Genomic DNA, 22,029 nt, shown 5'->3' with positions numbered 1-22,029 from the left:
AAATAACTTAGTGAGATAGAGTTATGAAAAAGAATATCATCCTTTTTATTTTTTTATTTAATCTTACTTGTTTTTCGCAAATACAATATGATATTATTGTTGCAATTGATGGAAGTGGAAACTTTAAAACAATAACAGAGGCAATTGCATCGCTTCCTATGTTTAATTATCACCGAGTTGTGATTTATATTAAGAATGGAACTTATAATGAAAAAATCCGTATTGAACAGGATTATATTACATTAAAAGGAGAAGACAGAGAAAAAACAAAAATTATTTTCAGCCAATTGAGAGAAGATTGGAATAAAAATATGGATGTAATTGGTCCTGGAGTAATTAATATTTATGGTGATGATATTATCTTAGAAAATCTTACAATCGAAAATTCACAACCGCAAATTGGTCCACATGCATTTGCAGTGTATGGATTTGGAACGAGAACGATAATTTATAATTGTAATGTAATAAGTAAAGGTGGCGATACAGTTTCTCTGTGGGATTATAAAACTGGGATGTATTATCACGCAAATTGTTATTTCGAAGGTGCTGTCGATTTTGTTTGTCCAAGAGGATGGTGTTTTATAAGAGATTCAAAATTTTATGAAGTAAAAGAAACAGCTTCAATCTGGCATGCAGGCTCTTATGATAAAAGTCAAAAATTTGTAATCGTAAATTCTCATTTTGACGGTGTAAAAAATTTTGAATTAGGAAGACATCATTACGAATCACAATTCTATTTGATCAATTGTTCTTTCTCAAAAAATATGGCTGATAAACCAATTTATCGTGTAACTTATAAAGATGACCCCAGTAGAGATAGACAATTTATTTGGGGACCAAGATATTATTTCTACAATTGTAAAGGTGATTCAGTAAATTATGATTGGTTCAAAAATAATTTGAATGAAGCCGAAGGTTCTCCACAAGCAGAAGAAATTAATCCTAAATGGACATTTAATAATCTTTGGGATCCAGAATCTACTTTGCCGATCGCATTAAAAAATTATTTTATAAAAAATAATTTATTAATACTTCAATTTGAAGAACCTGTTACAGTGATAGGCAAACCAGTTTTTAAAACTGATAATGGGCTTACACTTCAATTTAATTTTGGTGGAGAAAACGATACAATTCAATTGATTGCTGATAAGAATTTTACAAAAGATGATTTAAAGGGTTTGAAAATAATCAACGAAGCAAAAATAATTAGTAGTATTGCATCAATTCATGAAAGAACTATAACTCTAAGTTTTTGAAGTAAATAATTTTATTTCAGAAAATTATAAAAATTATTGTGCTGAATAATTGCAGGTTTTAGATTGTAGTAAAAACATAGAATAGTCATATTTAAGATAATTGTCATACGATAATTTAAAACAGAATTTTTTTCATTAATAATACTGTGAAAATATTTTTTGTAATTAGGAGCTGTTTACAATTAAAAATGGGATGCACAACGCAAACATTCAACTGGCTTGTCTGATTCGATAACAGATTTTTATAGATTACTTTTACTAATTTGTTAGCATCAAATTAAAACAAAAAAATATAAAATGAAGATATATGTTAGTTATATAGAATTAAAAACCACACTCAAGGAAATTTTATTGAAATATAATTTTGAAGAAGATGATGCAGAATTATGTGCTGAAATTTTCACGGAAAATACTTTAAGTGGAGTTTTATCGCACGGCATTAATAGATTTCCTTTGTTTATTGATTTAGTTCAAAAAGGGAAAATTAATCCTAAGTCAAAATTAGAAAAGATTATTTCATTTAATTCAATAGAAAGATGGGATGGGAATTATGGAGCTGGACCATTAAATGCATGGAGAATGACCGCGAGAGCAATTGAATTAGCAAAAGAATACGGAATAGGATTAATAGCGTTAAAAAATACAAATCACTGGATGCGTGCTGCTACTTATGGCTGGAAAGCTGCAAATGAAGGATTTTTATTTATATGCTGGACAAATACAATTCCGAATATGCCTCCATGGGGTGGAATAGAACCTAAAACAGGGAATAATCCAATCGTTTTTGCTTTACCATGTTCAAATGGTAATATTGTTCTTGATATGGCTTTATCGCAGTATTCTTATGGTAAACTTGCCACATTTATATATGAAGGAAAGAAATTACCTGTTATTGGCGGTTATGATGAGAATGGTAATTTAACAGATGACCCTGAAGCAATTTATAAAACACAAAGACCTTTACCAATTGGATTTTGGAAAGGTTCTGGTTTATCACTTCTATTAGATTTATTTGCAACAGTTTTAGCTGGAGGAAATTCAACAGCAGACTTAAGCAAGTTTGATGATGATTATGGGATGTCACAAATTTTTATTGCAATTAATCCTAATGTTTTTACTTCTCAGAAAGAAATTGATTTAATAGCAGAAAAAATTATTACTTTTTATAAAAGCTCAAAAAGATTAGAAGGAGAACAAATTTTATATCCTGGAGAAAGAACATTAATAACCAGAAATGAAAATTTTAAAAATGGAATTCTAATTGAAGAAAAAATTTGGGAAGCAGTAATTAGTTTAAAAATGAATTAGTAGATTTATATTATAATTTTACTTCGCTACACTTTTGGCTTACATATATATTGAGTTTTTCATTTCAGCAATATTATAAAAAGATTTTTATATTTCTTAACAAAGAATAAATCTTTTCAATGGAAAATCTAATCGGTATTCTTATTGATAATTATAGAATTGTATCTATCCTTGGTAAAGGGGGGATGGGTATAGTTTATAAGGCTTACGATACTAAGCTCGATAGATATGTTGCAATAAAAATGTTAAATGTAGACACTTATGACCACGCGAGATTTATAGAAAGATTCAAAAGAGAAGCAAAAAACCAGGCAAAATTATCTCATCCAAATATTGTTACAGTTTATGGATTTATAGAATATGAAGATTTACTCGGTATTGTAATGGAATATGTAGAGGGAGAGAGTCTTGAGAAAGTTCTTCAGCGGCAGGGCAGATTTAATCTTTATGATGTAATGTATATATTAAAACAAATTTTGCTTGGTCTTGGTTATGCCCACTCAAAAGGATTTGTGCATCGCGATATTAAACCTTCCAATATTATATTGAACAGAGAAGGCATAGCCAAAATAATGGACTTTGGAATTTCTAAATCAATGTTCGATGATAAAGATTTTACAAAACCTGGGGCAAAGATTGGAACAGTATATTATATGAGTCCAGAACAAATTAAAGGAGGAGATGTTACAAATCGAAGCGACATCTATTCAATTGGCTGTACTGCTTATGAAATGATTGTTGGACATCCACCATTTGAAAACGATAGTGAATATGAAGTAATGGAAAGTCACTTGAGAAAAACACCACAAAAAATTTCTTCTATATTGACAGGGATTCCAGAAGAAGTTGATAAGGTTATATTGAAAGCTATGGAAAAAAATCCCTTGAATCGATATGCAACATGTGAAGAAATGTATGAAGATGTTCAGCAGCTTGATAAAGCAATTTCAAAAGTTTATACAAGTTATTTTAAGAAGACAGAGGAAAGAAGTAAAACTTATAAGTTAGCTTCTGCATCTGCTTTTGCATTTTTTTTCATATTGTTAATTGTGCTTTCATATTTTGTTTATAAGCAGGTGAACGAATTAATTAAGAGCAACAAATTAGAATCATTGAAGAAATATGATATACAATCACTCTTTTCATCAAAAGAAGATGAATTCAAATTTACTTCGATAGACAAAGTAGAAAGTAATGTGAAACACAATCTTAATTCAATCTTTTTTATTGATGAAAAAAATGCAATTGCAGTTGGAGATTCAGGAACAATAATATTTTCTAATGATGGAGGAAATACCTGGCTTCAAAAACAAATTGATAAGAAAATTAATTTAAGTGATTTATACTGTTTCCCTACAGGAAAAATAATTATTGTTGGAGATTCATCATCAATTTTTTACAGTAAAAATTTGTTAGATACTCTTCAATTAATTCCAGTTCAAAAAGGTTATACTTTTTTTAGAATTAAATTTATTGATGAACAAACAGGCTTTATAACTGGAAATAAAGGATTAATTTTAAAAACAATTAATGGCGGTATTAATTGGTATAAAGTAATTACAAATACATACTCATTAATTTTTGATGTTGATTTTTTTGATTCTCGAAGAGGATTTGCAGTCGGCTGGAATGGACTGCTTCTCAAAACAACAAATGGAGGCGAAACCTGGCAGAAAGTTGATAATATTTCTACAGATAATTACTTAAAATCAATTGACCTCGAAAATAATGGCTTTGGAATTATTGCCGGTGGAGATGCAACTGTGCTGAGAACTACAAATTACGGAGAGGAATGGGAATTAAAAAGAATTGCTGATATTGGTGGATTACAAAAAGTATATTTTCTTTCGAAGAATTATGTTTATTTAATTGGAAGTAAGGGAACGTTAATGATTTCTAAAGATAGAGGAGTAAGCTGGAGTTTAATTGACACTCACAGTTTTACTAATATGAATGATATGACTTTAAATCCTGATGGTCATCTTTATTTGGTTGGATATAATGGGCAGATGTTAAAAATTCATTAAGGGGAAATTGTGGATAAATTCATTATAAAAGGTGGGAAAAAATTAAGTGGGCGAGTATCAGTAAGTGGAGCTAAAAATTCTTCACTTGCACTTATGCCTGCCACTTTATTAACATCTGGAATCAGCACAATTTATAATGTTCCTGAAGTGAACGATATTTTTACTATGATAAAACTTTTAGAACAACTTGGTGCTAAAATTAATTTTTTTGAAAACAACTTAAAGATTGATACAACGAACATTAATAATCAAGTTGCTCCATATGAACTTGTAAAAAAAATGAGAGCTTCCATTTATGTCTTAGGACCACTTCTTTCGCGTTTTGGGTATGCAAAAGTTTCGATGCCAGGTGGATGTGCTTGGGGCCCACGTCCCATTAATCTTCATCTTGAAGCAATGAAAAAATTAGGTGCTGAAATAGAAATTGATCAAGGTTATATAATTGCTAAAGCAAATAAATTGAAAGGAGCAAAAATTCATTTTGATGTTCCTTCAGTCGGGGCTACAGGAAATACTTTAATGGCAGCTGTATTGGCTAAAGGAACTACTATTATATCAAATGCAGCAATAGAACCCGAAATTTCATTGCTTGCCGAATTCTTACAATTAATGGGAGCAAAAATTTCTGGAATTGGGACAACTATTATGGAAATTGAAGGTGTGGAAGAATTAAGTAACTCGGAAATTATTAATATCCCTGATAGAATTGAAGCAGGAACTCTTTTACTTGCAGGTGCTATTACAGGTAGTAAAATTGAACTTGAAAATGTGGTTAAAGAGCATCTTGAAGCAGTGCTAAATAAAATTGAAGAAAGCGGAGCTAAGTTATCTTCAGAAAATGGATTATTAATAATAGATGCAGAAAATCTTAGTATTAAAAATGTTGATGTTACAACTGCAGTTTTTCCGGGATTTCCTACTGATATGCAGGCTCAATGGATTGCTTATATGTCAATTGCAAATGGAATTTCTACAATAACCGATACGATTTATCCTGATAGATTTAATCATGTCCCAGAGTTGAATAGACTTGGAGCAAATATTGAAGTGATAAATAATAGTGCTATAGTAAGAGGTGTTAAAAATCTAAAGGGAGCAAAAGTAATGTCAACAGATTTGAGAGCAAGTGCATGTCTTGTTTTAGCAGGATTAGCTGCAGAAAATACAACTGAAGTTTTAAGAGTTTATCATCTTGACAGAGGGTATCAAAGAATTGAAGAAAAATTGAGAGCTTTGGGGGCCGATATTGAAAGAGTTCAAACTGAAGAATATTAATTCATTCCCATCAATAATTATAGTTACAATATTTTTTGTTAATCTTTTGTTAATTAATATACCGCTTCTAAAAACATTTAATTATGAATATTCAGTTGCTAATTCAATTCTTCTTTTTGTTGCAGGTGGATTATTAACTATCTGGAATATTAATGCATATAATAGTGCAGGTTTTCTTCAAGTATTAAAAAGCATTAAAAATTATTTAATAGTTATCTGTTTTATTCCCTTTGCAATTGGATTAATATCTTCCTTGTTTTTTTCTGTTTGTCCTGTATGGAACGGATTGATATTTTATTTTATTATAACAATTCCCGCTGCATTTTTTGGAATTGTTACTGGTAAGTTTATATGTGTAATTTTTGAAAAATTCAGATACATAATTTTTATTATTTCTTTTTTATTTATTCTATTAATACCATTCCTTGAATTTTATTTTAATCCACAGTTATTTTTCTTTAATCCTATCTTCGGATATTTTTCAGGGACAATTTATGATGAAGAAATTTCAGTAAACTTTTTACTGATATCTTATCGATTGCTTAACATTATTTTTTTTTCTTTACTCGCATTTGTATCTGATTTTTTATTAACAAAGAAAAGAATTACTAAAAATATTTTTCTGTTTATTGTACTGGTCTTTACTTTACTCTTCATATTAATTAAACCTGCTTTGCATTATTCAACTACTTATAGTTCGCTAATAAAAAATTTAGGGAAATCTCTAACCACAGAACACTCAATTATTTTTTATTCAAGCAAAATTAAAGATGAAAATCAGATAAAACTTTTGGGAATAATGCACGATTACTTTTATGAACAAATTAAAGATGAATTAAAACTAAAAAGCAATCGAAAAATTATTTCATTTATTTTTTATGATGAAGAAGAAAAAAGAAAATTATTCGGTTCTGCCAAAGCTAATGTTTCAAAACCATGGCTCAATCAAATTTATGTAGATTTTAATTCTTATACTCGTGCACTCAAACACGAAATGGTTCATGCCTTAGCTTCTGAATTTGGAGCTACAATTTTTAAGATAAACAAAAATTTCAATCCTTCTATTATTGAAGGAATTGCTATGGCAATCGAAAATAATTTTGATGATTATCCAATTCATTATGCTGCTAAAATTGCTTATGATTCAGGCATAAAAGTTCAGTTAAAAAAATTATTCAGTGGTATTAATTTTTTTTCTAATTATTCAACAATATCGTATGTGTATGCAGGTTCATTTGTTAGATATCTGATTGATAATTATGGAATTGAAAATGTTAAACAGTTCTATAAAAATTCTGATTTCAATGCATCATTCAAAAAAAATGTTGATGATTTAGAAAATGAATATTTCAGATTTCTAAGTAAATTAAATATTAAGAAGAATCTAAGTAAAGCACAGTTATATTTTGGAGATAAACCTATATTCAAAAAAATTTGTCCAAGAACAGCAGCAGAAGAAACAAAGCGAGCAATGAATTATTATAAGAAGGGAAATTTCAATCAATCAGAAAAACTTTTTTCAAAAATTTATAACTATGCAGGAACTTATGAATCATTATCAGGTTTGGTTAATTCTCTAGTGAAGCAAAATAAAAATATAGAAGCAGAAGAACTTCTTGCAAAAGAGATAAATAAATTTAAGGGTAGTTCTTACTTTTATAATTTAGAATTAACATTATCTGATATTTATTTGATTAATAATAAAGTTGAATCAGCAGAAAAATTATTAGATAGTCTGATTACTCAGAATCCCCATATAGAATATGTTAATCATGCATTGATAAGAAAAATGATAATAAAGAGTGAGGTTGAAAAATTAAAAATTTTCTTGAAAATGAAATACGATGATAAAATAAATTATCTATTGGACTTAAATCAAAAAGATATTATTTATTTTACTGTACCATATATTTTAGAATTAAGCAAAACGGATTATACTAAACTTAAAAGAGTAGTAAATTTTTTTAAGGATAAGCTTACAGTGAATGATTTCTTTTCTTGTTATGCTGGCTTTAAATTGTCTAATGCTGCATTAGTGATAGGAGATTATAAAACCGCAAAAGAATTTGCTATTAAATCATTAAGCTATAAAGCTGATGAATTTTTTTATGAAACACTTGTTAACAATCTAAAAATTATTAATTGGGTAAATAATTTGGAATAAAAAATTTATTCGGTCTTAATAATTTTATAAAGATGAAATATGGACTTCAAAGAAATAATAAATAAATATGATTTTATAAAAACAGCTTCCGAAATTGCAAGGAATAGAAAAGAAGAAATTTATCTTGTAGGCGGTTTTGTTCGTGATATAATTCTTAATCGAAAAAGGGATGAACTTGATTTCTTGATAGTTGGTGATGGCCCTGCTTTTGCAAAAGAATTTGCCAATCAATTAGGAATAGAAGATATAGTCATTTACAAAAATTTTGGGACAGCACATTTCAAATACAAAAATATATCGCTTGAATTTGTTGGGGCACGAAAAGAATCTTATAAAAGAAACAGCCGAAATCCTGTTGTTCAGCCAGGCACTCTTGATGATGATATAAGCAGAAGAGATTTTACAATCAATACACTTGCAATATCTTTGAATGAAAATTCATTTGGAGAACTATTAGATAAGTTTAATGGCATTGAAGATATTCATAATAAAATAATTAAAACTCCTTTAGATCCATATAAAACTTTTGACGATGACCCATTGAGAATAATGCGTGCTTTTAGATTTGCTGCACAATTAGAGTTTAATATTGAAGAAAATACTTTGCGTGCTGCAAAAGAAATGAAAGAACGTCTTAAAATAGTTGCTCAGGAAAGAATAACAGATGAGTTTTTGAAAATTTTATCTGCTCCACAACCTTCAATTGGATTAAAATTGTTGTATGAAAATGAAATTATGAAAGTAATTTTTCCAGAAATACATAATTTAGGTGGTGTAGAACAAAGACAGGATTATCATCATAAAGATGTTTTTTATCATACCTGTATTGTTGTAGATAATGTTGCAGCAGTAAGTGATAATTTATGGCTAAGATTTGCTGCATTAGTTCACGATATTGCTAAACCATTAACTAAAAAGTTTGTTGAAGGTATCGGTTGGACATTTCATGGACATGAAGAAATTGGTGCACGAATGATGAAAGGAATTTTTACTAAAATGAAATTACCTTTTAATAAACTTCCTTATGTTGAAAAATTAGTTCGTTTACATTTAAGACCTATTGCACTTGTTGATGAAAATGTAACAGATTCAGCAATAAGAAGACTTGCTGCAGCTGCGGGGGAAGATCTAGATGATTTAATAACTTTGTGTCGTGCAGATGTAACCAGCAAAAATATTGTCAAAGTTAATCAGTATCTTGAAAACTATAATATTGTTATGCAAAAAGTTAGAGAAGTTCAGGAAAAAGATAGATTAAGAGCTTTTCAGTCTCCAGTGCGTGGTGATGAAATAATGAGAGTTTGTAACATTCCTCCTTCTAAATTAGTAGGAAAAATTAAAAAAGCTATTGAAGAAGCTATACTTGATGGTAAAATCCCAAACACTTATGAAGATGCTTATGAGTATTTTCTTTCAATCAAAGATAAATATCTTGCTGAAAATAAATTACAATGAGGGAAAAATATTTTGTAACTTTCGTATAATTAATTTCGTCTCAATAACCAGAAAATAAAAAGTGCTAAATGTTAATGCACAAAAAGGAGCTGCAATGAAAAAAATAGTATTGTTATTTTTGATTTTAATATCACCATTGTTTGCACAAAAAAAATTAACATTAGAAGATGCAATTTCAATAGCACTTCAGAGAAACACAGCGCTTATTAAAACAAAAAATAATTTGTTAACAAATCAATCCCAATTAAAAAATGCTTATGGAGAATTACTTCCTACATTAAATGCTCAGGCTCAATGGAACTGGCAGAGAGTTAATGATGCAGGAGGTACACAACGCGATTATTTTGGCAACATTGTGACTATTCCGCCTTCACAAACTGATAGTAGAAGTTATTCTCTTGGATTTGGGGGTGGAATTACACTTTTTGATGGGCTTGCAAATATTTCTTATATCAATCAGAAAGAGTATAGTTTAAAAGCTGCTGAATTTTATCTTGAAAAAGCTAAACAAAATGTAGTTTATCAAACTACAGACCTGTATTATCAGGTATTGAATGCAGAAGAATTAAAAAGAGTTCGTGAAGATAATGTGAAATATTATCAAAAATTTTATGAAACAGTTCAAGAGAGAAATAAATTAGGTTCAGTTGCAAAAGCTGATGTTTATACAGCTCAAGTTCAACTTGGGAATGCAGAACTTCTTTTAATTCAAGCTCAAAATGCTTATGAGACAGCCATGAGTAATTTGCTTAACTATCTCGGTTTAAATGTTCTCGATGATTATGTTCTTGTTGACCCATTTGGTGGTCAGAGAGCTGTTGATACCGATTCTTATATGAAAGATTTTGAAGATATTCAAACTATGGTGAGTGTTGCTCTTGATAATCGATTTGACTTCAAAAGTCAAGAATTAACGGTTAACGCTGCAAAGAAAGGTTTATCAATAGCACGCTCAGGATTATATCCTTCGCTTTCTGGAAGTTATTCCTGGTCAACTTCAGCAGTTGAGATGAATAAACTCTTTAATCGAAAAATATTTTATGTTGGTATGACATTAAGTTTTCCAATCTTTTCTAATTGGGCTACAGAAAATCAAATTCAACTTGCTCAAGTAAATTACATGAATGCTCAGGAAGACTTGCTTGCTCTTGAAAGACAAATAAAAATAGAAATTAAGCAAGGTTATCTTGATTTAGTAGCTGCTAAGAAAAGTCTTGATGTTGCAACTAAGAATGTTGTTGCAGCCGAAGAAAACAGAAAAATCAATCAGGAAAGATATAATCTTGGTTCGGGGACAATACTTGATGTTTTGCAGGCAGACAGAGATTATACCGAAGCATTAAGAAGTAAAATTAATGCACTTTATGATTTTTATACTAAACGCGATAAACTCAGTAATTCACTTGGTAAACTCGAATACAAAAAATATGAATAAAATATTTCAGGGAGTTAAATAAAATGGCTAATGGCAAAAAGAAATCAAAGAAAAAGCTTTTCATATTTGGTGGACTTGGATTATTACTTCTTATTTTGATTTTACTTGTTGCTTTCAGCGGTAATAAAGAAGAAGTAATTTCTGTCCAGACAGAAAAAGTTACACGAAGAACTATTACACAAGTTGTGACTGCGACGGGTAAAATTAATCCAGAATATCAGGTTAAAATTATTGCAGAAGCAACAGGTGAAATTGTTTATCTGGCTGTTCGTGAAGGGGATGAAGTTAAAAAAGGTCAATTATTATTAAGAATCAAACCTGATATCTATGAAGCACAAAAAAATAGTGCCGAAGCACGTCTTGCTCAAGCAAAAGCTACTTTGAATGCCACAAAAGCTTTACTCGAAAAAGTAGAATCTGAATATAAACGCGTTCAGGGTTTGGCTCAAAAAGGACTTGCAAGTGATGCAGACCTCGAAGCTGCTAAATCAGCTTATCTTCAAACTCTTGGTAATTATGAATCTCAAAAGTCAATTGTATCACAATCCGAAGCGGCATTAAAAGAAGCAATTGAAACTTTGAATAAAACTTATGTTTATTCTCCAATGAATGGAACTATTAGCAAACTTTCTGTGGAATTAGGTGAAAGAGTTATTGGTAGTGCATTTACAGGAACTGAGTTGTTGACAGTTGCAGATTTGAGTAATATGGAAGCTACTGTAGATGTTGATGAAAATGATGTAGTTCTTGTTTCAATTGGTGATACTGCAAGAATTCATATTGATGCTTTTGGTGATAAAGTTTTTAAAGGTGTAGTATCACAAATTGGTAATAGTGCAAAAACAACTGGATTAGGAACACAAGAAGAAGTTGTAAATTTCGAAGTAAAAATTAAATTGCTCGATGTTGATAATAAGATTAGACCGGGAATGTCCTGCGATGCTGATATAGAAACTGAAACAAAATATAATGTCATTGCTGTACCAATTCAAAGTGTTACAGCAAGATTAGAAGAAAAACCAAATCCATCTCAAAACAAAGAAGATAATCCTGAAAATAATTCAAAGAATGGAAAACGAAATAAACCTAAAGAAGTAGTATTTATAGTAGATAACGGAAAAGCAAAAATGGTTGAGGTAAAAACAGGCATAAGCGATGATAATTATATTGAAATAATCGAAGGTCTTAAAGGAGATGAAGAGGTTATTAGTGGTCCTTATAGAGCAGTATCAAGAGAATTAGAAAATGGCAAAAAAATTTCCATAACTTCAACTAAAAGAAATATGAAATAAAATGAATGGTAACAATATGAATATTATAAACATTGAACATGTTGCAAAAATTTATCAGGTAGGAAGCGAAGAAGTTCATGCTTTAAGAGATGTATCACTAAGGATAAATAAAGGTGAATATGTTGCCATTATGGGACCTTCCGGTTCTGGTAAATCAACTTTAATGAATATACTCGGCTGTCTTGATACTCCAACTCATGGTTTATATGAATTTAAGGGAGTCAATGTAAGCCAGATGAATGATAATGAACTAGCAAAAATTCGTAATAAAGAAATTGGATTTGTTTTTCAAACATTTAATTTGCTTCCACGTTCAAATGCACTTCATAATGTTGAACTGCCTTTAATTTATGCCGGTGTTCCTGCCTCAGAAAGAAAAGAAAGAGCAAGATTGGCATTAGAACATGTTGGACTAGGAGATAGAATTTATCACAAACCTAATGAACTTTCAGGAGGACAGCGTCAAAGAGTAGCAATTGCAAGAGCTCTCGTTACAAATCCTTCTATCATTCTTGCAGATGAGCCAACTGGAAATCTTGATACTAAAACAGGCGAAGATATAATGGCATTATTCAATGAAATATATGAACAGGGGAATACCATAATTCTTGTAACTCATGAAGAATATATTGCAGAACATGCAGAAAGAATTATTCGAATTCGTGATGGTTTAATTGAAAATGATGAAAAAGTTGTAAATCGATTTATCCCACAAAAAAATGGTGCTTCAAAACTTTAGGAATAAAAATGAAAACATTTTTATATGAATTAAAAGAAGGTTTATTAATTTCATTTCATGCAATTCGAAGCAATAAAATCAGGTCAATTTTAACAACACTTGGAATTGTTATTGGTGTTACATCTGTAGTTTTGATGTCAACAGCAATTAATGGAATTGATAATGCCTTTCAAACAGGAATGTCTTCTCTAGGGTCTGATAATCTTTATATTGATAAATGGGAGTGGTTTAGTAATGATAAACCCTGGTGGGAATTAAGGAATAGAAGAAATATAACAATGAAAGATTACGAACAATTTAAGGAGCTGGCTAAATTACCAGCTGCTGTAGCACCAGATACATGGACTGCTCAAACAGTTAAATACAAAAATAAAACTGTGGAAGCTGTTGTTGTTCGTGGAACAAATAGCGATTATGTTAGAGCAACAAATTTAGTTTTAGGAGAGGGAAGATTTTTTAATGAATTGGAGAGCAATGGTGGAAGAAATGTTGCAGTGCTTGGAAGTGAAATTGCAAAAAATTTATTTAATAATACTAATGCAATTGGAGAAGAAATTAGAATAAAAGGTCATAAGTTTGTTGTTGTTGGAGTTCTTGCAGAACAAGGTAGCTGGATAATGGGGGAATTCAATCCAGATAAACAAATAATTATTCCGATACAAAATATTTTTAAATACTTTGCTAACGAAAATAATAAAACAATTACAATTACTGTAAAAGCAAAGAATAATCAGATGGTTGAACAGACCAAAGAAGAAGCAATTAGTATAATGAGAAAGATTCGTGGTTTGAAATACAATCAGGAAGATGATTTTTCAATTAATCAACAGGAAGGATTATTAAAAAATATTAATCAAACTGTAGGTGTAATTCAAATTGCAGGTTTATTTATAACTGGTTTATCATTGTTTGTTGGTGCCGTTGGAATTATGAATATTATGTTTGTTTCTGTGAAAGAAAGAACTAAAGAAATCGGAATAAGAAAAGCAATCGGAGCAAAAAGAAGAACTATATTAAGCCAATTCATCACAGAAGCAGCTATTATTTGCTTGATTGGTGGATTGATTGGATTGTTCATTGCAATACTGCTAAGCAAAATTGTTAATCAATTTTTACCAACATCTGTTCAAGCAGAAACTATAATTCTTGCAATTTCTATTTCAATTGTTACTGGTATAGTTTCTGGATTTGCACCTGCATATACAGCAGCCAAATTAGACCCTGTAGAAGCATTGAGGTATGAATAATGGGAATATTAGAAATTTTAAAAGTTGCTATTAATTCTCTTAAAGCAAATAAGTTAAGGTCAATACTTACAATTGTTGGAATTGTAGTAGGGATATTTTCAATAATAGCTGTAAGTACAATAATTGAAATGATGCAAACAAGTATTGAAAAAGGCACCGCTATGCTGGGACAGAATACATTTCAAATTCAGAAATGGCCTGCTGTCCAAACAGGGGGTCCTGGTTCCGGCTTAAAATATCGCAATCGTGCTGACATAACTTTAGAACAATTTTATAGCTTGAAAGAAAAATTGAACAAAGCTAAATATGTTGCCGCTGAAGAGTGGGAGTATGGTAAATTACTAAAAGTAGGAAATATAGAAACAAATCCAAATGTAATGGTAGCTGGTGTTACACCCGAAGCTTTTCCAAATAATCAATGGATAGTTGATGAAGGAAGAGCAATAAATGAACGTGATGTTCAGCGATATGAAAATTTTGTAGTTATTGGAGTTGATATTGCAAAAAAACTTTTTCCAACTTCTAACCCATTAAATCAATTTATTACATTGGAAGGTCATAAGTTTAGAGTAATTGGAATTCTTGAATCACAGGGAGAATTTTTCGGTCAAAGCCGCGATAACTTTGTAATACTCCCGATAACTACATTCCAATCATTATACGGTAAAAGAAATCATAGTATAAATATAACTGTAATGTCCTTCGATAGAACTTCTTATAATGATTTAATTGAAGAAGCTGAAGGACATTTTAGAGCAATAAGAAAAGTTCCTCCGGGCCAAGAAAATGATTTTGATATCTGGTCTAATGAACAATTATTAACAAGAATAAATGAAATTACATCAGGGGTAAGAATTGGTTCTATTGTTGTTGCTGCAATAGCTTTACTTGCAGCTGGAGTTGGAATAATGAATATAATGCTTGTTTCCGTAACGGAGCGAACAAAGGAAATTGGTATTAGAAAAGCTGTTGGAGCAAAAAAAATAAATATTCTTACTCAGTTCGTGATAGAAGCTATAACTCTTTCTTTAATTGGAGGATTAATTGGAATTATACTTGGTATTATTGCTGGAAATATTGCCGGCTCATACCTAAACGCTACAGCAGTTATTCCAATTGATTGGGTAGTTATTGGCGTTTTGCTTTGTATATTTATTGGAGTTGGTTTTGGAACTTATCCTGCTTATAAAGCTGCTAATCTTGATCCTATAGAATCACTCAGATATGAATAATATTTCTGTTTTTTTATCACATTGTAAAATAATCCTGCTTGAACTTCCAATTTAAACATTAACTAGATTTTTTATTTTTCACTGAATAATTTATATTGCATTATTCATAATCCATAATGTGATGAAAAACTTCTTTATCGAGTTTAGAGAAATTTTATTAATTGCTTTTCAGGCTATAAGGGCAAATAAATTACGTTCCGTACTTACTACACTCGGGATTATTATCGGGATAGTAGCTGTGACAACTATGTCTACAGCAATTGTGGGATTAAGAGAAGCATTTATGAACTCAATTTCTTCTCTTGGCAGTGATGTACTTTATGTAGATAAATTTCCATGGTTTGCTATGGATAGATGGGACCAATATAGAAATAGAAAAGATATTACAATAGAACAATATGAAAAACTCAAATTAATGCTAAAAAATTATGAAGCTATGGCTCCTACTAAAAGGACTTTTAATGCATCTGTTAAAAGAAAAGACAGAGCTGTTCAAGCAGCATTAATAATTGGAACTACTGATGAATATCAAAGAACCAGTCAATTGGTACTGGAAGAAGGAAGATTTTTAAACGAACTTGAAGTGAAATCAGCAAGAAGAGTCTGCATTATCGGGAAAGATATTCAAAATGAACTTTTTCCATCAGAAAATCCAATCGGTAAAGAAATTCGTATTAATAATGTACCTGTTAGAGTTATTGGAATTCTGGAAAAACAGGGGAGTGGATTTCTTGGTTCTTTCAGTATGGATGGCCAGATTATTATTCCTCTAAAAACTTTTGAATCAATAATTGGTGAAGCTCGTAATAGAATGAGAATCGATATTAAAATTGGTGATATTACAAGACTTGAAGATGCTAAAGAAGAAATAAGAGCAGCAATGAGAATTATTAGAAAAGTTCCGCCAGATAAACCAGATGATTTTGCAATTAATCAACAGGAAGCTTTTAAGCAAATGTATGACCAGACAATTGGAGTGATTGCTATTGCAGGAATTGTGATTACAGCATTGTCATTGTTTGTTGGTGCAATTGGAATTATGAATATAATGTTTGTTTCTGTTACAGAAAGAACAAAAGAAATTGGAATCAGAAAAGCTGTGGGGGCCAAAACATGGTCAATTCTCTTGCAATTTCTTATTGAAGCAGCACTTATTTGTATGATAGGTGGAATTATTGGTATTATGATTTCATTCCCGTTAAGTTTGATTATAAATCAATTTTTACCTACAGCATTACCATTAAACATTGTGATTTTATCTTTAATGATTTCCGCTTTTGTCGGAGTTATTTCCGGTTTTGTTCCAGCATGGAAAGCATCTCGTTTAAACCCGGTTGATTCATTGAGGTATGAATAATGCAGGTAATTGAAAGTATAAAATTGGCTTATCATTCAATTATGGGAAGTAAGCTTCGCTCAATTCTTACACTTCTTGGAATTGCTATTGGATTGTTTTCAATAATTATTGTTATGACTGCTATTAGTGCAATTCAGCAGAATATAGAGGATGTATTTAATTCAATCGGTACGAACAATTTTTTCATTCAGAAATATCCGGCTTTTCAAGCAGGCGGACCTCATGCAAGAAGACAATATAGAAATCGAAAAGATTTAACAGTTGAAGAAGGGGAAAAACTGCGTGAGATGACAGAACTTCCTGTTGCTGTTGGAATAGGTCTTAATATTGGTGGAAAAGTTGTAAAATTTGGAAATGAAAAGACAAATCCTGATGTAATTATTTCTGGAACTAATGCAGATTATTTTGTTGCACTCGATATGAAAATTGCTGAAGGAAGAATTTATTCAAAATCTGATGAAGATCTTGGGCGTCCAGTTGCTGTACTGGGAGCAGATGTAGCAGAAAAATTATTCAAAAATTTAAATCCAATTGGACAAACAATTAAGATTGATAATTTCAATTTTCAGGTGATTGGTGTTTTTGCTAAAAGAGGTTCAGTTTTAGGAAGATCACAAGATGGATTTGTTTGTATTCCATTGACCGTATTTCAAAAATATTTTGGAGAAGAAAGAAGTGCATTCTTTTTAATTATGGCAAAAAATAAAGACTTGTTTGAAGAAACAAAAGATGAAGTTATTGGTGCTCTGAGAAAAATTAGAAAAGTTGAAGCCTCTCAGGAAAATGATTTTGAAATTGTAACTAATGACCAGCTTATTCAGCAATTTAATGACCTGACAAAATATTTTAAACTTGGAGCAGGTGTGATCGCTTTTATAGCTATTATTGCAGCAGGAATCGGAATTATGAATATTATGCTTGTAAGCGTAACTGAAAGAACCAGGGAAATAGGAATTAGAAAAGCTGTTGGAGCCAAAAAGAAAACTATTCTTACTCAATTTGTAATCGAAGCAACAGCATTGAGCTGGATTGGTGGCTTGATTGGAATTTTCTTTGGATTAATTGGAGGGAATATTGTTGCTGTTCAACTTGGTGTCCCTGTTTACATCCCTGTTGAATGGATTATAATTGGTTTATTAGTTACTACATTTGTTGGAGTTGTATTTGGTGTTTATCCTGCTCTAAAAGCTGCTAATCTTGATCCAATAGAAGCTCTTCGTTATGAATAATCTTTTATAAAATTGTAAGGATTAATTGATTTATCTTTACAGAACAATTTGAAAAGTTAATTGAAAAAGATTTATTTCTTAATTCTAATCTTCAATATATATCAACTATCCCTCAACTATGCTCAAATTATAAGTGTGAGCGATACTTTTTTAGTAAACAAAGAAAATCAATATAAAATAAAGTCTCTTCATATCATTCCATTCAGCGAAAAAATTTTTATATCAAAAATGTTGATTAATAAAAATCAATATAAAATTTTTTATGAGACAGGTACTTTTTCATTTAATGAAAGTGATAAACTAAATATAAACGATACAATTATAATTGTATACCAGAGCTTAAAGATAAACTTGAGACATGAATATAAGCGAAGAAATATAATCACAGTTTATGATACACTTTCAAGAGATTCAATTAAAATTTCGAGACCCTTAAGAAATATACTAACAGGTGAATCTATTTTTGGAAAAAATATGCAAAAAAGTGGTGCCATAATTCGAGGATTTACAATTGGTACAAATCGAGATTTTACATTAAATAGTGGACTACGACTTCAATTAAATGGAAAAATTTCTGATGATATTGAATTGATTGCTGCATTAACAGATGAGAATACTCCAATTCAACCGGAAGGAAATACAGAAACTCTTCAAGAATTGGATAAAGTATTTATTGAACTGCGCCATAAGTATGCAACTGGAACTTTTGGAGATTTTGATTTCATTGATAATCAATCAGAATTTTCAAAGCTTACAAAAAAACTTCAGGGATTAAAAGGAGAATTTGATTTACAAAAAACTAAAGGAACCATTGTTATTGCAAGCTCGAGAGGCAAATTTAATTCCATCCAATTTTTTGGTAAAGATGGCAATCAGGGTCCTTATAGATTATACGGTGTAAATAATGAACGCGCAATTATTATAATTGCTGGCAGTGAAAGAGTTTATCTTGATGGCCAATTGATGAAACGCGGGGAAAACAATGATTACACAATTGATTATTCAAACGCAGAATTAACTTTTACTCCTAAAAGATTAATTACTTCATTTAGCAGAATTTCAGTTGATTTTGAATATACCGACCAGAACTACTCGAGAAATTTTTTTGGAGTTAATTTTTCCAATCAATTTTATGAAGACAAAATTAAGTTTGGAATCAATTATTATCGAGAAGGTGATGATGAGAATAATCCAGTAAGTCTTACTTTGAGTGATAATGATTTGAAAATACTACGAGAAGCTGGCGATAATCGAAATTCTGCAGTTAAGTCTGGTGTTTCATTAGCTCAATTGGATTCTTCTAACAATATAAGAGGATTCTATACAAAGATTGATACTGTAATTAACTCGAAATTATTTTCATATTATCTTTATTCTCCCGGCAGTGTAAATTCAATTTATAATATTTCTTTTAGTTATGCGGGAGAAGGAAAGGGAGATTATGTAAAAGAAAGTCTTGGCAATTATAAATTTGTTGGAATTGGTAAAGGGAATTATCTCCCTGTAGTCTTTCTTCCATTGCCTGAATTAAAACAAACAACGAATATATATATAAACGCCGATCTTTCTAAAGGAATTAAATTAAGTGGCGAATTTTCTGGTAGCATCTGGGATAAAAATAGATTTTCGGCAATTGATGATAACGATAATTTTGGTTATGCAAGAAAATTATTATTTGAAATTGAACCCCAAAAAATTAAAATAGGAACTATAAATTTTGGCAAAGCAGGAATAAACTATAAAGATAGGTTTATTCAAAGTAGATATACTTCACTCGATAGAATAAATTCTGTTGAATTTAATAGATACTATAACATTTCAGATTTACAAAATGATAATCAAACACTTCGAGAAATTGGTTTAACTTATTTTCCTTTTGAAGCTCTTTCAATTTTTTCTCAATATGGTTATTTGAAAAATGGAAATAATTTTTCATCTGATAGATATTTTAATGAAATTAAATTTAGTGATAATAAGAACTATAATTTTTATTATAAACTGGATTATGTTAAATCAAAAAATGAAAATATTTCCACAAAATGGAACAGACAAAATTCTTCTAATTTTTATTCTTTTGGAATGATAAAACCAGGTTTCGAATTTTTATTTGAAAATAAAGAAGAAAAAAAATATGATAGTCTGCTCTTTAGCAGTTATAAATATTTTGAATTAATTCCTTCAATGCAACTAAATTCATCTTATCTAAATTTTAGATTTAGTTATTCATTTAGAGAAGAATATTCCCCGATTAATAATTTTTTGGCAAAGCAATCAGATGCAAACATTACACAAATTCAAATTGGTTTTAATAAGTTTAAGGAATTTTCATCTTCGTTAAGTTTTACGTTTAGAAAAAAATATTACACAGATAAATTTGTAAAAATGGGTTTTTCGAATAACGAAACAATTTTACTTTTGTCTCAAAGTAGATTTAGCCTGTTCCAAAACTTTATTTATGGTGATTTATATTATCAAGCAGCTACAGAACAAACTTCTAAATTGGAAAAAGTTTTTATGAAAGTTCCTAAAGGGAGTGGTAATTATGTTTATATCGGAGACATAAACAATAATGGAATTGCTGATGAAAATGAATTTGAGCTTACTTCTTATGACGGTGAATATATTTTGATTACTGTTCCAACAGAACAACTCTTTCCTGTTATCGATTTGAAATCTTACGTTAGATGGATAACCGATTTTGAAAAAATTATTAGCGGAAAAAATTTGTTTGCTTCTTTACTAAAAAATTTATCATTGGAAACCTTTTTACGCATCGAAGAAAACAGCAAAGATAAGGTCACAAAAGAAATTTATTTGATGAAGTTATCAAAATTCTTAAATGATTCAACAACTTTAAGGGGTTCACAGCTTTTTCAGCAGGATTTTTATTTTTTCAAAAATAATTCAAAATTTTCAGTAAGAATGAGATACTTTCAGAGAAAAAGTCTTAATCAATTTAGCGGAGGAGTGGAAAGAGGATTTTTTAAGGAAAGAAGTATTCGTCTAAGATTTCGTCTTGTTAAAGAATTAAACAATCAAACCGATTTTATTAATCAGGTTGATAATCTTTTGCCAACTGCAATTTCTAATCGAGCAAGAAAAATTGACAAGAATGATTTATCAACTGATTTTTCCTACAGGCCAATGAATAATTTAGAAGTTGGTTTTAAAATTCAAACGGGCAGAAGTAAAGATTCATATCCTAAAATTCCTGCAACGGTTGATATGAATTCATTTTTAATTCGTGTTAATTATTCAATTACAAATGCTGGAAGAATTCGAATTGAAACAGAAAGATTAGAATTAACTGCCAATACCTCAATTTCAAATATTCCATTTGAAATAACAAGGGGAAATGTTATAGGGAAAAATTATTTTTGGAGAGCATTCTTTGATTATAGAATTGGCAGCAATTTTCAAACTTCTTTAAGTTATGATGCAAGATTACTTGGCAGAAATAAAGTAATTCATACAATGAATGCAGAAGCAAGAGCTTTTTTCTAAATTTTAATATGAAGATATCAGTTAATTTAATTGAAGCACATATAATAAGAAGAACAAAAAACAGCATCGAGTTTTTACTTCTTAAACGTTCAGGGAAAGTAAAATATCCAAATCTGTGGCAGATGGTAACAGGCAGTATTGAAAAAGGAGAAAATGCTTATCAAACTGTGATAAGAGAAATTCATGAAGAAACAGATTTAATCCCTGAAAAATTATGGATTGTGCCAAATGTTAATTCTTTCTATAACAGAAAGAATAATGAACTGAATTTAATACCAGTATTTGTTGCACTCATTGAAAAAAATAAAGAAATAAAAATTTCAAGAGAACATACAGAATTCAGATGGGTTAAAAAGAACAAAGCAAAAAAATTAGTTGCATGGGATGGTCAGCGTAAGTCAATTGATATTATTTATAATTTTTTTATAAAAAGAGAAAAAGAAGATGAATTTATTGAAATAAAACTCAATAACAATAAAAAATGATATGTAATTATTTATATTAGTTTT

At 29.9% G+C, this 22,029-nt stretch carries 15 protein-coding genes; all 15 read left to right on the top strand.

What is annotated here, in order from left to right; all coding sequences use genetic code 11:
- Window positions 1-23 precede the first annotated feature (23 nt).
- The 15 genes from VJY32_RS01365 to VJY32_RS01295 all read left to right on the top strand — a co-directional run bounded on the left by VJY32_RS01365 (window position 24) and on the right by VJY32_RS01295 (window position 22,005).
- On the top strand, window positions 24-1,256 hold the full coding sequence (locus tag VJY32_RS01365; protein ID WP_353676080.1) for a pectinesterase family protein: 1,233 nt from the start codon (window positions 24-26) through the stop codon (window positions 1,254-1,256).
- A 297-nt stretch (window positions 1,257-1,553) separates the two neighbouring features.
- Window positions 1,554-2,564, top strand: a complete 1,011-nt coding sequence (gene yiaK / locus VJY32_RS01360) for a 3-dehydro-L-gulonate 2-dehydrogenase (protein ID WP_353676079.1) — start codon at window positions 1,554-1,556, stop codon at window positions 2,562-2,564.
- A 119-nt stretch (window positions 2,565-2,683) separates the two neighbouring features.
- Window positions 2,684-4,591 (top strand): protein kinase domain-containing protein, encoded by a 1,908-nt coding sequence (locus VJY32_RS01355; protein WP_353676078.1) that lies wholly within the window; start codon window positions 2,684-2,686, stop codon window positions 4,589-4,591.
- Between the two features lie 9 nt (window positions 4,592-4,600).
- Window positions 4,601-5,866, top strand: coding sequence for a UDP-N-acetylglucosamine 1-carboxyvinyltransferase (gene murA / locus VJY32_RS01350; RefSeq protein WP_353676077.1), 1,266 nt, complete (start codon window positions 4,601-4,603; stop codon window positions 5,864-5,866).
- Window positions 5,838-8,030 (top strand): hypothetical protein, encoded by a 2,193-nt coding sequence (locus VJY32_RS01345; RefSeq protein ID WP_353676076.1) that lies wholly within the window; start codon window positions 5,838-5,840, stop codon window positions 8,028-8,030. The genes murA and VJY32_RS01345 overlap by 29 nt, the downstream gene beginning before the upstream one ends.
- Before the next feature lie 39 nt (window positions 8,031-8,069).
- A complete protein-coding gene (locus VJY32_RS01340) occupies window positions 8,070-9,485 on the top strand; it encodes a CCA tRNA nucleotidyltransferase (protein WP_353676075.1) in 1,416 nt (471 codons plus the stop codon).
- Between the two features lie 94 nt (window positions 9,486-9,579).
- Complete coding sequence (locus VJY32_RS01335) at window positions 9,580-10,920, top strand: TolC family protein (protein ID WP_353676074.1); 1,341 nt, start codon at window positions 9,580-9,582, stop codon at window positions 10,918-10,920.
- 23 nt (window positions 10,921-10,943) lie between these two features.
- Window positions 10,944-12,212 (top strand): efflux RND transporter periplasmic adaptor subunit, encoded by a 1,269-nt coding sequence (locus VJY32_RS01330; RefSeq protein ID WP_353676073.1) that lies wholly within the window; start codon window positions 10,944-10,946, stop codon window positions 12,210-12,212.
- Between the two features lie 16 nt (window positions 12,213-12,228).
- On the top strand, window positions 12,229-12,951 hold the full coding sequence (locus tag VJY32_RS01325; protein ID WP_353676408.1) for an ABC transporter ATP-binding protein: 723 nt from the start codon (window positions 12,229-12,231) through the stop codon (window positions 12,949-12,951).
- A gap of 8 nt (window positions 12,952-12,959) precedes the next feature.
- Window positions 12,960-14,198, top strand: coding sequence for an ABC transporter permease (locus VJY32_RS01320; protein WP_353676072.1), 1,239 nt, complete (start codon window positions 12,960-12,962; stop codon window positions 14,196-14,198).
- Entirely contained in the window at window positions 14,198-15,430 is a 1,233-nt protein-coding gene (locus VJY32_RS01315) for an ABC transporter permease (RefSeq protein ID WP_353676071.1), read from the top strand. The genes VJY32_RS01320 and VJY32_RS01315 overlap by 1 nt, the downstream gene beginning before the upstream one ends.
- Window positions 15,431-15,551: 121 nt before the next feature.
- Window positions 15,552-16,787, top strand: a complete 1,236-nt coding sequence (locus VJY32_RS01310) for an ABC transporter permease (protein WP_353676070.1) — start codon at window positions 15,552-15,554, stop codon at window positions 16,785-16,787.
- On the top strand, window positions 16,787-18,016 hold the full coding sequence (locus VJY32_RS01305; RefSeq protein ID WP_353676069.1) for an ABC transporter permease: 1,230 nt from the start codon (window positions 16,787-16,789) through the stop codon (window positions 18,014-18,016). The genes VJY32_RS01310 and VJY32_RS01305 overlap by 1 nt, the downstream gene beginning before the upstream one ends.
- Before the next feature lie 60 nt (window positions 18,017-18,076).
- Entirely contained in the window at window positions 18,077-21,520 is a 3,444-nt protein-coding gene (locus VJY32_RS01300) for a DUF8818 domain-containing protein (protein ID WP_353676068.1), read from the top strand.
- Window positions 21,521-21,528: 8 nt separating this feature from the next.
- Window positions 21,529-22,005: an NUDIX hydrolase gene (locus tag VJY32_RS01295; protein WP_353676067.1), complete on the top strand. Its 477-nt coding sequence runs from the start codon at window positions 21,529-21,531 to the stop codon at window positions 22,003-22,005.
- The last annotated feature ends 24 nt before the right edge of the window (window positions 22,006-22,029 follow it).

It is taken from the genome of Rosettibacter primus (assembly GCF_036860675.1).
In the GTDB taxonomy this organism is placed as follows: Bacteria; Bacteroidota; Ignavibacteria; order Ignavibacteriales; family Melioribacteraceae; genus Rosettibacter; species Rosettibacter primus.
The sequence above is the reverse complement of the archived record's forward strand: the minus strand, read 5'-3'. Positions and strand labels throughout refer to the sequence as shown.